The sequence below is a fragment of the Proteus sp. CA142267 genome, from assembly GCF_003336825.1.
GTDB lineage: Bacteria > Pseudomonadota > Gammaproteobacteria > Enterobacterales > Enterobacteriaceae > Proteus > Proteus terrae.
Genome location: NZ_QPMG01000003.1, coordinates 99,243 through 115,745 on the forward strand (window position 1 = coordinate 99,243; position 16,503 = coordinate 115,745).

Below are 16,503 nucleotides of genomic sequence, written 5' to 3' on the forward strand. Positions count from 1 at the left end.
TTCATTACTTTCAGAGGAAGTACGAAAGGTAGATAAAAACCTCTCTTTTGACTAAGGTTTTCTTTTATAAATCGGGTATACTGGCGACTTTCATCATTTTCGGGTCTTTGGCAAATACTGACATTGACTTTGCTATTGTTCATTTTGGTGCCATAAACACGCGGCTTAATCACAAAAAATTTGTTTTTAGCGCAAAAAGTGGCACCTCAGATAAAATCTCTTTTATAATCAAAGGGTAATTATAGTGGCTCAATACGTTTATAGTATGTTGCGTGTCGGGAAAATTGTCCCACCTAAGCGACATATCCTTAAAAACATTTCACTCAGCTTCTTCCCGGGCGCGAAAATTGGTGTGCTTGGTCTTAATGGTGCCGGTAAATCAACATTACTACGCATCATGGCAGGTATTGATACTGATATCGAAGGTGAAGCACGTCCACAACCAGGTATTAAAATTGGTTACTTACCACAAGAACCAAAATTAAACCCTGAACATACCGTACGTGAAGCCGTTGAAGAAGCCGTCAGCGAACTGAAAAACGCATTAAACCGCCTTGATGAAGTTTATGCGGCTTATGCCGATCCTGATGCTGATTTCGATAAATTAGCAAAAGAACAAGGTCAACTAGAAGCGATTATTCAATCTCATGATGGTCATAACCTTGAAAACCAATTAGAGCGTGCAGCAGAAGCACTGCGTTTACCTGAATGGGACGCTAAAATTGAGAAACTTTCAGGGGGTGAACGCCGTCGTGTTGCTATCTGTCGTCTTCTGTTAGAAAAACCAGATATGCTGTTATTAGATGAACCCACTAACCACTTAGACGCAGAATCTGTGGCTTGGTTAGAACGCTTCTTACACGATTATGAAGGCACCGTTGTGGCGATCACGCACGACCGTTACTTCCTTGATAACGTAGCAGGTTGGATCTTAGAACTTGACCGCGGTGAAGGTATTCCGTGGGAAGGTAACTACTCTTCATGGTTAGAGCAAAAAGACGCACGCCTTGAGCAAGAAGCAGCAACCGAAGTGGCTCGCCATAAATCTATTCAGAAAGAACTTGAGTGGATCCGCCAAAACCCTAAAGGTCGTCAAGCAAAAGGTAAGGCTCGTCTGGCTCGCTTTGAAGAACTGAATAGCGTTGATTATCAAAAACGTAATGAAACCAGCGAACTCTTTATTCCACCTGGACCACGTTTAGGGGATAAAGTGTTAGAAATTAATAACCTAACAAAATCCTATGGTGATCGCGTTCTGATTGATGATTTAAGCTTCTCTATTCCTAAAGGAGCTATTGTCGGTATTATCGGCCCTAACGGTGCGGGTAAATCAACACTATTTCGTATGATCTCAGGTCAAGAACAACCTGATTCAGGCACCTTAACACTTGGTGATACTGTTAAACTGGCATCAGTTGATCAGTTCCGCGATAGTATGGACGACAGTAAAACGGTTTGGGAAGAAGTGTCAGGTGGCCAAGACATTATGCGTATTGGTAACTTTGAAATTCCAAGCCGTGCCTATGTTGGCCGCTTTAACTTTAAAGGCGTTGACCAAGGTAAACGTGTTGGCGAACTATCTGGTGGTGAGCGTGGTCGTTTACACCTTGCTAAACTGCTACAAGTTGGCGGTAACATGTTACTGCTCGATGAACCAACCAACGACCTCGACGTTGAAACTTTACGTGCATTAGAAAATGCCCTGTTAGAGTTCCCAGGTTGTGCGATGGTTATTTCCCATGACCGTTGGTTCCTTGACCGTATTGCCACACATATCATCGATTACCAAGATGAAGGTAAAGTAGAATTCTTCGAAGGTAACTTTACCGAATATGAAGAATACAAAAAACGTACATTAGGTAACGATGCTATTCAGCCTCGTCGCATGAAGTACAAACGTATGAGTAAATAATCGAATTTATTTACGGTATTCGATAATAAAAAAGCAGAGATTATTCTCTGCTTTTTTTATATTTTCAGATCTAGCACATAACGTTTTGGTTAACTGTTCTGTTTATAATCAAAACTTAAAGGCGCAGTAAACGAAACATTACCATTTTCTAAACGATAGCTTTCAGGTGCGGGAAATGGCGAAGCGCGTTTAATTGTATTTAAAGCCTCTTTATCAAGAATGCGATTACCTGATGATGTTTCCACTTTCACATCTAATAACTCACCTTTTGCATTTAACACAATAGAAACTTGTGTCACGCCCGTTGCTTTAAAGCGCAGTGCTGTTCGAGGATAGCGTTTATAGGCATTAATATGGCTATGGATCAAGCTTTCCCATCCTATCTGTCCACTTACAGAAGAGGAAGATAAACTATTAAACTGAGCACTACTGCTTGTATTAGAGCCTGAAACTGGTGCGCTTGTTACATCTGATGGCGCTTCTGAGACAGGAAGATCATCAGGGACTTTTACTGCAACCGGTTTAGGTTTAACCACTGGCTTTACTTTCGGTTTTTCTGGAATGCGCTCATAAGTGCCTTGCGCTACAACTGGCATTTTAGGTAAATCCAATACTTCTTTGATAGGTTCAGGCTCTGTCTCTGCAGGCTCAGGAACAGACATCACTTTCTCAGGCCCAACAGGAACATCTTTTGTTTCTGCCTGAGCTAATTGATAGATACCTAAATCCATTGTCATTGCGGGTGGTAAAACGCCATGGCGTTCATCTTTAGATGTTATCCAGCCAATAGCGACAACAACTAACGTTGCATGAAATAAAATACTGGCAGTGAACCCACCAATAGAAAATGATCCACGGCGTGAAAAAGTCGCCGACATACTACTCATAATTCTTGCCTCTGATTTTCTTTCTGATGAATTATAGGCATAATACAAACACAAATGATATTGCTTATTATTAATAATACAATAAAAAATTAGCTTGATAATTATCATAACTTGTTCGCATGAGAAGCAGTAAGAGCTTATTATTTCACTCTTTTTTAGACACCAGAGATTATGGCTAGCGATAAATCATTGGCACAAAAAATTAGTTGTGCCTATCAATCAACCTATGGACAACTTGTGCGTTTTTTCTACAAACGTACGGGTAATTACCATGATGCAGATGATTTGTCTCAAGATGTGTTTACACTATGGCTAAACAGAAAAGAACAAACACCTGTACAAGAACAGCGTGCTTTTCTGTTTAAAATAGCGAACCACGTTTTGATTGACCATTGGAGAAAAAATCAAAAGCAAAAAGATATCTATCAGGATGATTATGAACTAGATGACGCCGCTCAAAATTATACTACTGAGCTTGATCCGGGATATGTCCTTGAGCATCAACAGCGTTTAGATCTACTTAGCGAAGCAATTGAAACATTACCTCCACGCCGTCGAGAAGCATTTGTTCTTTATCGTTTTGATGGACTATCACAAAGCGAAATTGCAGAGCAAATGGAAATCTCAATCAGCATGGTGGAAAAACATATTGCTGCTGCCCTATTACATTGCAAAAGATATGTCGATGCAGGACAGGAGAAATGCACGAATGATGAGTAAGCCGGAGAAAAATATACCGGAAACTAAACCTCACACAGATGAGGAGCTAGACTCCCTTTTTTTGGAGACTAATGATGAATTACTCAATGAATCGACTGATGAGCAAGCAGCCCTTTGGTTCACCCGACAACACAGCCAAAGGATGACGCCCAAACAACGCCAAGCATTTAAAATATGGATAGAAAATGATGTAAACCGGCAAGCGTATCAAGATATTGCGAGGATCTGGCGTCAATGCGATGCATTACCACGACCAACAATAGCCACAGTTGAAAAGAAAAAACGCTCTCCTTGGCGTCCAGTGATCCACACCACTGCTACTCTTTGTTTACTCACTGTTTTATATCTTCCTTATAGTCATTTACCTGCATTACTGATGGATAATATGACGCTTGCAACCAGCGACTTACCGAAAGAAATGACCTTAGCTGATGGCTCTAAAGTCTATTTAGACAGAAACACACAGGTAAGAGTGGCTTATGTGCAAGCAGAAAGACAGCTATGGTTAGATAAAGGACAAGCCTATTTCAAGGTCAAATCAAATCATTATCGCCCCTTTTATGTTCATGCAGATACTCGATTAATTAAAGTTGTCGGCACTGAATTTGAAGTTAGTCGCTATGATAACCACCAAATTAACGTTGCTGTCCATGAAGGGATTGTTGAAGTAAAAGCAACACCAAAATCGTCCCCAGCCTATTTGTATGCAGGCTCTCAAGCCACCAGCACATTAGCAAATGACAATTTTGTTATCTCTTCAGTCAACATTGATTCCGTGGGAAGTTGGCGTTTTGGCCAACTGCATTTCTTTGAGCGTCCATTAAATGAAGTGATAGCCAAACTCAAACCTTATCTTGATATCAATATTCAAATTTCCTCACCCGAAATTGCCAACATGAAAGTCTCGGGAATAGCTAACATTAATGATGCCAAAGACTTTATTACCGCAATTCCACTTATATTGCCGGTTAATGTCGTTTTTACTGATAAAAATAATGCGTTAATTATCAACAAGTAAAAAGAAACATGAAAAATATTCTTTTTTACAGGTGAGGATAATTCTCATTTCACCCTCTTCCCTAGTAACAACAATTATTAAGTTAGTGAATGGGATTGGTGAAATGAAAATGAATAACAAAAAAGGGACCCTTAAGAGGTCTCTGCTAGCGTTGCTAATAAGTACCACTATTGTCGCACCTTGCGCTTATGCATCTACCGTTTCAGTGGCTTTACCAGAACAGTCTTTGGCTGATTCATTAAGTGCCATTGCAAAACAAGGGCAAGTACAAATTTTATTTGATGCAAATTCGGTTAAAAACCTGCGTGCTCCAGCACTTTCAGGTCAATTTGAAACCCAAACTGCATTACAAAAAGTCTTAATTGGTAGTGGGTTAGAAATTATTCCACAAGGAAGTGGATTTGTTATTCGTCCTCTCGCCACAACTAACGCGATTGTTATTCCTGAAGTTAAAGTCACAGGTGTTGGTAGTACTTATCACCCAGCTACCGATGTCGTTTCCGCACCACAATACATCACCGCAGAAGAGATAAAACAGCGTAATACCGGTGATGGAAACGTAACTGACTTACTGAAAAGTAACCCTGCTGTTCAATTTTCCAATAATGACAGCACATCAATGAATCAGGGTGAAATTAAACCTTCACGCATTTCTATTCATGGCTCTAGCAGTTATCAAAACTCCTATAAGCTTGATGGCGTCAGCTTTAATAATGACTTTGACCCAGCGAACTCAGGTAATGGTGAAACCAACACCCGTGTTAGCAGTGACGAACAAGGTATGTATCTTGATAGTCGATTAATTGATAGCGTCGCAGTTTACGATAATAATATTCCTGTTGAGTTTGGTGGTTTTACTGGCGGGACTGTCGAAGTACAAAGCCGTCGCTGGTCAGGCGAAACTCATGCCAATGCCTATTACCGCACAACGCGCTCAAGCTGGAACAATATTTTTACTGATCCAAAACTGAATTTTGATACAGCCAATAATGATTTCAGTAACCCTGCTCGCTTCCAGAAAAAATACGATAAACAAAACTTTGGTGGTTGGTTTGAAACGAGTCTAACTGACAATACGGGGTTAATTTTCTCTGCATCACGTCGTGAATCAACAATTCCGATGATGATTAGTGCTGAGGGCGGAATTATCCTTACGCCAGATGGCCAGTTAGAACAAGTCGAACAAACGCCACACTATCGTGACCAGACCCGCACTTCAGATAACTATTTTATTAAATATTCGTGGGATATTTCAGAAAAACAAACCTTTGATTTATCAACAAATATTGCACGATACAAAAGCTATTTATTCTCAGGTTCAGTCTATAACTCAGGCTATGATAATGAGCATAATGGTTTAAGTTTTACTGCACTTTATAAGCATCAGCTTGATCTTGGTTCATTAGAATTAACTGCAGGTTATCAAAATCTTGAAGACAAGCGTTCTAATGATCAAGACTACTTCGTCACCATAAAAGACTATACCGATTGGCAAAACCCACAGCAGATAAGCAGTGGTGGTCAAGGCGATTTGAAGAGCAAACAAGAAACCTACAATGCTAAAAGTATCCTGCGATTTAACCCAATTGAATGGGGCTCAGTTAGCCATCAGCCAACAACAGGGTTTGAAGTTAGTCGTACTAAAGGCTCTTATATTCGGGACAAAACCTATTACAACCACACCTATACTGGCTCTACATGGGGCGATGAGTGGATGGGTTCATTACAACAAACAACCCGTTTCTTAGCCGGTACACATGATGCTTCATATACCAACTATGCGATTTATGTTGATGATAATATTCAATATAAACGCCTGACATTACGTCCGGGCATTCGTTTAGATAGAGATGATTTTGTTCAAAAAAATAATATCTCTCCACGTTTAAGTGGTACTTATGATATTTGGGGTACAGGGAATACCTTAATTATTGGTGGTGTAAACCGTTATTATGGTCGTTCAATGCTGACTTATGCGCTTTATGGTGCACAAAACGCAGGCTTACAACACTGCTACTTCTCTTGTGATAACGATAATCCAAGCGATTGGGAAAACCGCACCGACTTTGAAGGTGTTGATTCACTAAAAACACCTTATAACGATGAGCTGACACTAGGCTTGCAACAAGAAATTGCATCAACCACTTGGCGTTTACAATACGTTCATCGTGAAGGGCGTGATGAAGTTCGTAGTGACACCAAATATCCAAATGACAAAGATAAAATAAGAATTCGCCATTTTAATAATAATGGACGCAGTACTCACGATACCTTAACGCTTTCTGTGAGAAACAGTCAGCCTTGGGAATTAGCACACGCCGATCATATTTTTAATGCCTCTATTAGCTGGCAAAAAAGTAAAACAAATACGCCTAAAGACTCTGGTTATGCCAACTTCGATCCTAGTTCACAAGGGATGAACTACGACAAAGTATGGTATGGCGGAAAAATCATCAATGCCAAAGACTTACCTTCAGGCAATTTTAACTCACCATTAAAAATTACCGCTGAACTTACCAGTGTTTGGGATGATTTGGATTTGACTTGGTATAACCGTCTTCAATGGAATGGCGCTCGTTCACAAGCAGAGAAAGCCAATAATGGCTCCCCAAGACCAAGTGAATATGGCCCATTATTCGAATACAAAAAACGTAATTACAGTAGTCGCTTTTCTTGGGATACAAAATTGGGTTGGAAACCTGAATTTGCTTATGGTGTAGGTATCTCTGTTGAAGTGAATAACGTCCTTAACACTAAAAATGTGACTGACTACTTCACTTATCAAGATAAAGATTACAAATCGTATGAACCAGGTCGTCAGTTCTGGTTACAAGTTAGCTACGACTATTAATAAATTGACGAAGTTAATGTGAGCAACCAAGTCGATATACAATAAAAATATGACCAATAAGCAATGAAAACAATAAAACAATTTTTCTATTTAGTTTCACCTTTTTGGGGGCGGCGTGCCGCTCTTTACTGCTGGTTTCTATTGATAGTCTCTTTGACCTTAACCCTGTCATCCGTCTGGTTTAACGTCAAAATGAATGAATGGAATGGTAGCTTCTATAACGCATTACAACAACTTGATGGACAAGCGCTCTACAAGCTTCTTCAACAATTTGTCATTATTATTGCAGGATTAATTACTGTCGTAGTAATGGGCGATTTCTTACGCCAAAAAATGGTTATTCGCTGGCGCGAAGGCATGACTGAACAAGTGCTCGATCGCTGGTTATCAAAAAACAGTAAACACTATATGTTAAGGCTGACATCTCAAGAGCCTGATAACCCCGATCAGCGTATTGCAGAAGATATTCGTTTACTGATCGAATCAACAATGCGTTTAACTGTCACATTTTTGCACTCGTTACTCACGCTTATCTCTTTTGCCACTATTCTTTGGTCACTGTCTGGCGCTATCTCTTTCACATTAGGGGGTAGCGAGTGGACAATTCCAGGGTATATGTTCTGGGCTTGTATTATCTATACCATTATCGGGATAACCATTACGCAGTTTATTGGCTCACCCTTGCGTAAAATTAATATGGATAAACAGCGCAAAGAGGCTGATTACCGTACTGCTCTCATCACCCGTAAACAACATGGCGATGCGATTGCAGGTCAGCGTGGTGAAATCAGTGATCGCAACGAATTAATGGACCGCTTCTTAGGGGTTATTCGTAACTGGAATAACCTTATCCGCTACGAGAGAAATCTTGCATTCTTCACTGTCGGCTATCAACAAGCCACTGCAATGGCACCGATTATTTTTGCCTTACCTAAATTCCTTGCTGGCGAATTAATGCTAGGGGGGTTAATGCAATTGAGACAAGCATTCTCTAGTGTTGCAGGTGCATTAAGCTGGTTTATTTTCTCGTATAAAGAGATTGCCGCATGGCAAGCAACAGTGACACGTCTTTATAATTTTGTGGTGCTTTTAGAGCACGATCATGAACCAGAAGTCGCTGATTTAAACGATAAACAGACTAAATTAAAAGCTAATCTTTCTCTGTTTATGCAAGATGACAGCCTGTTAATCCAAGATATTAACTTCTCTGTAAAAGCCGGTGAGTTAACCGTTATTGAAGGTTGCTCTGGTTTAGGTAAATCAACACTGCTTAGAGCACTAAGTGGGCATTGGCCTTATTTTAAAGGGGAAATTCAACGTTCACCAAATGTGTGTTGGATCCCACAGCGTATGTATCTGCCTTTTGCTCGTTTAGACAGTTTGCTCGCTTATCCTCGTCAGCCTAATCAATTCTCCACTAAAGAGTATGAAGAAGCACTTCATTTGGTGGGTTTAGACAAAATAAAAAATCAACTTTCACTTGAAACGGATTGGACAACACGTCTATCAGGCGGTGAGCAACAACGTCTTATTTTTGCTCGTTTATTGCTCAATAAACCTGATCTTATTTTATTAGATGAAACCACCTCTGCACTTGATGAACAAAATGCATTAAACATGTTGCAGTTACTAAAACAACATCTGCCAACCGCGGGTATTGCGTTAGTCAGCCACCAGCGCTTTACACATGTGATTGCAGATAATGTGATTTCACTCAAAGCCCCTACCGTGTCCTCCTCTCAACCTGCTGGAGTTACCGAATATGTATCGTAAATTACTGATTGTTTCAGTCAGTCTTTCACTTTTAGGGTGTGCGGCAAGCACCCCTAATCAAAATGACAAAAGTACGCTATTACTACGGCCTGATGTTCGCCATTTTACCCTATATAATGGTTTAGACGTCTACTTACTGCAACGCCCACAAACCGGTGTTGAAATGCGTCTTTTGGTAAAAAGTGGTTCTGTTCAAGAAGATGAAAAACAGCTCGGTTTTTCACACTTTACTGAACATATGGCATTTAAAGGTACAACTCATTTTCCGGGAACAACGGGCTTTAAACAACTTGAAAGCCTTGGCATGAAATTAGGCAGCCATGTTAATGCCGCGACAAGTTTAAATGCGACGACTTATAAACTGTCATTACCGAATGCAAACCCGATCCAAATTAAAACGGGGTTAAAGATCTTATCTGACTGGGCATTTGAAATGACATTTGACCCTATTGAGTTTGATAAAGAGCGTCCGGTTATTGTTGAAGAGTGGCGTTTACGCCAAGGTATCGGTTTTCGTATTAACCGCCAGTTAGAAGAATTGCGTTATTACGGTAGCCGTTATCTAGACCGTGATCCTATTGGCGATTTAGAAATCGTTAAACATGGCGATGTGAAAGATGCAAAACGCTATTACGATACTTGGTATCAACCAGAAAGAATGGCATTAGTACTGGTTGGTAACTTTAATCAGGGCGACGCTATTGCTGATATTAAGCAGCTGTTTAACGCTAAAAATAGCGAAAATAAAGGAATTGATGATCCTTCTTGGCACAATTTTATTGATCATAAAGATCTACTGGTCAAAACAATTTTCGACAAAGAGCAAGGTTCGCGTATTTTACAGTTCACCTTGCAACGTACTTTGCCAGCACCTTTAAATAGTCGCCAAGGTCAATATGAAGATTTAATGGATTCATTATGGCTATCAATTTTAAATCAACGTTTTTCCACTATTGTTGATAATGGCTTAATGGCTTCTATTAGCGCTAATGCACAAGGCGCAATGTTAGACTCTCGTCGTTCACAACAATTGATGATTGCGCACCCTAAAGGTAATGATTACCAAGGCGCACTAGATATCTTATTTACAGAAGTTCAACGCCTCGCCTCTGTTCCAGTGACTCAAGAAGAGCTAGATAATGCCCGTAACGCAATGCTAAAGCGCCTAAGCCAACAAGCTGCGGGTGAAGAGCGTTATGAGCACGATTATTTGGCCAACCAAATCACAACAGCTATTGAATTGGATATGCCAATTCAAACGAAAAAACAGGCACTGAATTTAAGCTATCAATTAATCAATAAAGTGACCCCTGAAACATTGTCAGCTTATTTTTCTCAATATCTAAAACAATCATCACCACGAGTTGCGGTGATTGGCCCTGATAATGATGCTAATTTATTTAATGCAACTAAAGCTACGCAACGTTGGCAAGAAATTAGACAATCAAACCCGGGAGCATTTACCCTAAAAACTCAAGCTGTTGTACTCGATATTAAACCTGATCTCACAGGTTCAGTTGTTTCAACGCAATCACTTCCGATTGAAAAAACACAAGAATGGACACTGAGCAATAATGTAAAAGTGATTGTGAAAAATGACAGTTATCTCAAAGATAATATTCAAGTTTCACTGCGTATTCCGGGCGGCTCTTCGCTTGAAACAAATCAAAGCTTAGGCATGGTACAATGGGCATTAAAATTACCTGAAGTGAGTGGATACGGTAATTATAATGCGCGTGAGTTAGCGCTATTTACTAAGCAACACCAAATTAGTTTGCGCCCTTACAGTGAATTGTTATTCCATGGTTTCCGTGGCGAAGCGCCAATTGATGAACTAGAAACCTTGCTAACCTTAATGCATCTAAAAATTACGTCTCCACAGTTTAATGGTGAAAAGTTAGAGCAACAGAAGCAAGCCATGGTATTAGGTATTTCAAAAACACCCGTTGAACGCACTTTCTTGGATAATATCAATAAAGAAAGCTATCAAAATGGCGATCGCTTAGTGGTTTCTCCGCAAGGTGCTTGGAAACAGTTTACTGCTCAACAATTACAGCAAACAAACCAAATGATCTTAGGACAACCTGCTGATATGACATTAGTTATCAGTGGCCCTGTCAATATTAATCAGGTAAAACCTCTGATTGAACGCTGGGTTGCAAGTCTTCCGACACGCTCTGAACAACGTCTATTCTGGGCAGATCCTGCCATTAATCCAAAGCTGACTTCATTTAGCAAAACATACCCTATCGCAAGCAGTGATAAGAGTATGGTAAGTATTCAATATGCAGCACCAGCTCAATGGTCACAACAACAAGTACTTACGCTAAATTTACTGGATACCGTGATCAGTCAACGTTTAAGACTCAACCTACGTGAAAGAGCAGGCGGAATTTATTCACTTGGGTTCTCTGAAATGTTAACGAAAGTGCCTACAAGCTACTATACCGGTCGTTTAAATTTTACAGCATCACCTGAGCGCGCAGATGAATTAATCGCTCTCGCCCGTAAAGTCGTGAATGAAGTTAAGCAGTCAGGTATTACAGAGAAAGAGTTACAAGAGGCTAAAAATATCTGGCTAACTGAAAATTCACAGCTGAACGACAGTGCAAGTTATTGGACTGAGGCTCTTGCTCAAGTAGCAACGGATGACCAACAGTATCAGCGTTTACTCACTGATCCTGCCATTATAAAAACATTAAGTGTTAACGATATAAACCAAGTTGCTCGCCTGTGGTTAGGTGAAAATGAAAAGGTCTTTAAGTTAACGCCAGCAACTCAAAAATAAAAATGACTTAGGTTAAACCGATAAGCCATAAAATCACTTAAAATAAAACGCCCAGATCGAGACTGCATATAGCGTGAGATCTGGGCGTTTATTCATCTATTTTAATCAAGTTACAGCAATAATATTCAATTTTATTGACTATTAAATTTATTAATCTTTTTTAACTGCAAAACGACCACTACCTAAAAACATTACCGCTATCGCAGCAAATAGGTAAAAACCAGCGCTTTCTGGTGCCCATCCCCCTGTTTTAGGGTTTAATGCAAATAAATCACCAGAGTGAACCATCAAGATAGCAACAAACATTGTACCTGCTAAAACAAGTGCTGATACACGAGTAAATAGACCGATAATCAGTAAGATAGGTGCAACCACTTCCCCAATCACGGTACCGTAAGCAATAAAGGCGGGTAGATTAAAATTAGCCAACATCCCCTGAATACCGGCTAATCCACCCGATTCCATTTTATGAAGTCCATGTAATAACATTAAAACGCCAAGAGAAACACGTAATACAAGTTTACCCAAGTCAGAACAGTCAACAAGTTGATTAAATTTATTAATCATAACGTCTCCAAATTGAAAATAGTGATGTGTGTTTTTAATACGTATTAATAGGTACACTACATTATATGATGAAATATTATGAATGAGTGTGATTTTTATTATCACTATTTGTTCTCATTAAGTAATCACTTAGATTATTATTGCTTTATAACGTGCTATTCACCTTTTCCATGATTAAGATCACAACTTGTTAACATAATGAACTCTTAATCACTCACTTCTCGTTATGCTATAGATATCTCATCTGACCAGTCTAAAAAGGGTATCTGATGGCACATTATCCTCATCTATTTTCGCCACTTGATTTAGGGTTTACTGTACTTAAAAACCGTATTCTTATGGGCTCTATGCATACTGGGCTTGAAGAAAATCCGAATGATGCCCCAAAACTTGCACAGTTTTATGCCCAACGTGCGGCTGCTGGTGTTGCATTAATAGTAACTGGAGGGATCTCTCCCAATAAACAAGGTGTCTTATTGCCTCATGCTGCGACATTGATGTCTGAAAACCAATTAACGACTCATCAACTTGTTACGGATGCAGTACATCAACAAGGTGGTAAAATTGCTTTACAGATCTTGCATACAGGTCGTTATAGTTACCAACCAAACTTAGTTGCCCCTTCTGCTATTCAATCTCCAATAACCCCTTTTATGCCCACAGAAATAAGTCATGAACAAATCGAAAAAACTATCGATGACTACATTCACTGTGCTCAATTAGCCCAAAAGGCGGGCTATGATGGTGTTGAGATAATGGGATCTGAAGGCTATTTAATTAATCAGTTTTTAGTCAGCCATACTAATCAGCGAAACGATCAATGGGGTGGAAATATTGAAAATCGTTGTCGTTTCGCTTTACGTATTCTTGAAGGCATAAAAAAAGCAGTTGGTGAGCAGTTTATTATTATTTACCGTCTTTCTATGTTGGATTTAATTAAAGATGGCTCGGATGCTTCTGAAGTGCTTTATCTTGCCAAAGCCGTAGAGAAAGCGGGTGCGACAATGATCAATACAGGGATCGGTTGGCATGAAGCCCGAATTCCGACCATTGCCACTATGGTGCCAAGAGGCCAATTTGCGAATGTAACACGCGAATTAATGGGAAAAGTGAATATCCCTCTTATTACATCAAATCGTATTAATACACCACAAACCGCAGAAGCTATTTTAGCTGAAGGCTGTGCTGATATGGTTTCAATGGCTCGCCCTTTTCTTGCTGATCCTGAATTCGTACTTAAAGCACAACAAGGACGTGAAGATGAAATCAATACTTGTATTGCTTGTAATCAAGCATGTCTTGATGAAATATTTTCAGGTCAAACCGCCTCTTGTTTGGTTAACCCTTTTGCTTGCCGAGAAACCGAACTTCTGGTTATCCCAACCCAACAACCTAAAAAGTTAGCGGTTGTTGGTGCTGGGCCTGCAGGATTATCTTTTGCGGTAACCGCTGCGAAACGTGGTCATCATGTCACACTATTTGAAAAAGAAGATATTATTGGTGGGCAACTGAACATTGCTAGCCAAATTCCCGGAAAAGAAGAGTTTCAAGAAACCCTGCGTTACTTTAAACGGCAATTACAACTTACGGGCGTCATTGTTAAAAATAATACCGAAGCCACTCCTCATCACCTTAAAAACTTTGACGAGGTTATTTTAGCCAGTGGTGTTACTCCGCACCTTCCTGATATAGAGGGCCGAGATAATACGATTGTTAAAACTTATTTGGACGTTTTAAAGCACCATCAACCTGTAGGTAAAAATGTAGTAATTATTGGTAGCGGAGGTATTGGCTTTGATACTGGCCTTTATCTTACGCAAAAAGGGCAATGCAGTAGCCTAAGCCCTTGTGCTTTTAATAAAGAATGGGGCATTGATCCGACGCTTTCATCTCGTGGTGGTATCAAGCCCACTAATCACCTTAAAGACAATACCAAACATATTGTGATGACACAGCGTAAAGCTGGAAAGATAGGTTTAAGTTTGGGCAAAACAACAGGTTGGATACACAGACTAACATTAGAGAAAAAAGGCGTTAAATTCTTAACACATTGTCATTATCAAAAAATTACGCCAGAAGGTCTTGTTATTGAACAAGATGGAAAACAACAACTTCTTATGGCTGATAATATTATATTGTGTACAGGACAACGCGCTTATCACCCTTTATTTGTCCCCTTAGAAAAAGAAAACAAAACAGTTCATCTTATTGGTGGAGCAAAAGATGCCAGTACATTAGATGCAAAACGCGCTATTAGACAAGGAACTGAGCTAGCACTTGCCATTTAAACCGTTAACATGATGATAAAATGACAAAAAGAAACCCCACATAAATGTGGGGTTCTATTTTTTATTATTGATTATTATTTTTACAACATCTTCCTGTCTTACTACCTACCCTTTTTACCCATTATTTTTTTCAGTTAATGGGTTATCTGAAATACGATTATCTTCAGCAATACAGACTGTTGCAGTAAAGAGAACGTCTGTTGATGAGTTAAGTGCCGTTTCTGCTGAATCTTGTAACACACCAATCATCACACCTACTGCAACTACTTGCATAGCGATATCATTGCTAATACCAAACATGCTACAAGCCAGTGGAATTAACAGTAAAGACCCCCCAGCAACACCCGATGCACCACAAGCACAAATTGCAGCAACAAGGCTTAATAACAATGCAGTTGGCACATCAACAGGCATACCCAATGTATTTACTGCGGCTAATGTCAAAATAGTGATAGTAATTGCCGCACCACCCATATTGATGGTTGCACCTAATGGAATTGAAACAGAATAAGTATCTTCGTTTAAATTCATACGACGACACATTGCCATATTCACAGGGATGTTTGCTGCTGAGCTACGTGTAAAGAAGGCAGTTACACCACTTTCACGCAGACATGCCCATACTAATGGATATGGATTACTACGAATTTTCCAAAATACAATCAACGGATTCACGACTAAAGCAACAAATAGCATACAGCCAATCAGTACAACCAAAACCTGTAAATAACCCGCTAAAACTTCAAAGCCTGTTGTTGCGATAGTTGACGACACTAAACCAAAAATACCGATAGGCGCTAAGCGAATAACAACACGTACTACGTTTGTTACTGCATCAGCTAGATCTTGCGTTAAGGCCTTAGTGGTATCACTTGCGTGGCGTAATGCTAAGCCCAGCCCAATAGACCACGCTAGAATACCCATATAGTTACCATTGATAAGTGCATCAACAGGGTTTGCAACCACATTAATTAATACGCCTTTAAGAACTTCAGCAATATTTTCAGGTGGTGACAGTTGTGATTCATTAACAACCAGCGTTAAAACGGATGGGAACATAAAGCTTGCAACAACTGCGGTTAACGCAGCAAAGAACGTTGCTAGCAGATATAAAATTAATACTGGGCGAATATTCGATTTTTGCCCTTGACGGTGATTAGCAATCGAAGCCATAACCAGTACCCATACTAAGATAGGTGCTACAGCTTTCAGTGCACTAATAAATAGGGTACCTAGTAAGCTCATCATCTTAGCAGCTTCTGGCGCTAACCAAGCAAGTAAGATCCCTGCGACTAAACCAACGAGTATTTGTTTGACGAGACTTCCCTTAAAAAACAGGCTGAAGACTCTGGATTGTTGTTTATCCATAGCTATTCCATTACTTAAAATAATATTTAAAAAAGGCATTATTGAGTGTTTGCAATGCCAGTATAAGGAATTGAATCGCGCTGAAAAGCTGATTATGCAAAATATACAGCACTAACCGTTTTTGTTAACAATAAAATAACATAACTGTGATCATAATAGGATTTTGTTCTTTTTAGTATACCAACATGAAATGAAAGAAATTATTATTATCAGTAAGTTATACTTAGTTATCTTACTTGCTTTTTATTTTATTTCTCTTCTTTTTGTTTTTTTCAATCAACTGATAGCCTTTTTTATTAACATTATCACTAACAATTATCCGCTCTACCCC

The 16,503-nt window shown here is 39.5% G+C and carries 10 protein-coding genes; 7 read left to right on the forward strand and 3 right to left on the reverse strand.

Translation table 11 applies throughout. From position 1 onward, the window contains the following. The first annotated feature begins 244 nt into the window (after positions 1–244). Positions 245–1,912 (forward strand): energy-dependent translational throttle protein EttA, encoded by a 1,668-nt coding sequence (gene ettA / locus C0T34_RS07790; protein ID WP_109849974.1) that lies wholly within the window; start codon positions 245–247, stop codon positions 1,910–1,912. Between the two features lie 89 nt (positions 1,913–2,001). On the opposite strand, the gene C0T34_RS07795 is transcribed toward ettA, so the two are convergent. Beyond that, the gene (locus C0T34_RS07795) at positions 2,002–2,799 is read right to left on the reverse strand and encodes an energy transducer TonB (RefSeq protein ID WP_075671363.1); all 798 of its coding nucleotides are present in this window, start codon (positions 2,797–2,799) and stop codon (positions 2,002–2,004) included. A gap of 171 nt (positions 2,800–2,970) precedes the next feature. Between C0T34_RS07795 and C0T34_RS07800 the strand changes: the two genes are divergently transcribed. The 5 genes from C0T34_RS07800 (at position 2,971) to C0T34_RS07820 (ending at position 11,949) form a co-directional block, all read left to right on the forward strand. Further along, complete coding sequence (locus tag C0T34_RS07800) at positions 2,971–3,519, forward strand: RNA polymerase sigma factor (protein ID WP_109849975.1); 549 nt, start codon at positions 2,971–2,973, stop codon at positions 3,517–3,519. Continuing rightward, positions 3,509–4,537, forward strand: coding sequence for a FecR domain-containing protein (locus tag C0T34_RS07805; protein ID WP_231039449.1), 1,029 nt, complete (start codon positions 3,509–3,511; stop codon positions 4,535–4,537). The genes C0T34_RS07800 and C0T34_RS07805 overlap by 11 nt, the downstream gene beginning before the upstream one ends. Positions 4,538–4,640: 103 nt before the next feature. Then, the gene (locus C0T34_RS07810; RefSeq protein ID WP_109849976.1) at positions 4,641–7,388 is read left to right on the forward strand and encodes a TonB-dependent receptor; all 2,748 of its coding nucleotides are present in this window, start codon (positions 4,641–4,643) and stop codon (positions 7,386–7,388) included. Positions 7,389–7,451: 63 nt separating this feature from the next. Beyond that, entirely contained in the window at positions 7,452–9,161 is a 1,710-nt protein-coding gene (locus C0T34_RS07815; protein WP_109849977.1) for an ABC transporter ATP-binding protein/permease, read from the forward strand. Continuing rightward, positions 9,151–11,949 (forward strand): insulinase family protein, encoded by a 2,799-nt coding sequence (locus C0T34_RS07820; RefSeq protein WP_109849978.1) that lies wholly within the window; start codon positions 9,151–9,153, stop codon positions 11,947–11,949. Before C0T34_RS07815 ends, C0T34_RS07820 begins: the two co-directional genes overlap by 11 nt. Before the next feature lie 150 nt (positions 11,950–12,099). Here C0T34_RS07820 and C0T34_RS07825 read toward each other — a convergent pair whose 3' ends face one another. Further along, positions 12,100–12,516 (reverse strand): DoxX family protein, encoded by a 417-nt coding sequence (locus tag C0T34_RS07825; protein WP_109849979.1) that lies wholly within the window; start codon positions 12,514–12,516, stop codon positions 12,100–12,102. Between the two features lie 269 nt (positions 12,517–12,785). On the opposite strand from C0T34_RS07825, the gene C0T34_RS07830 reads away from it, so the two are divergent. Next, entirely contained in the window at positions 12,786–14,804 is a 2,019-nt protein-coding gene (locus C0T34_RS07830) for an NADPH-dependent 2,4-dienoyl-CoA reductase (RefSeq protein WP_109849980.1), read from the forward strand. Positions 14,805–14,918: 114 nt separating this feature from the next. Here the strand turns inward: C0T34_RS07830 and sstT are convergent, their stop codons facing one another. Next, positions 14,919–16,172, reverse strand: coding sequence for a serine/threonine transporter SstT (sstT, locus tag C0T34_RS07835; RefSeq protein ID WP_098941179.1), 1,254 nt, complete (start codon positions 16,170–16,172; stop codon positions 14,919–14,921). Positions 16,173–16,503: the final 331 nt, after the last annotated feature.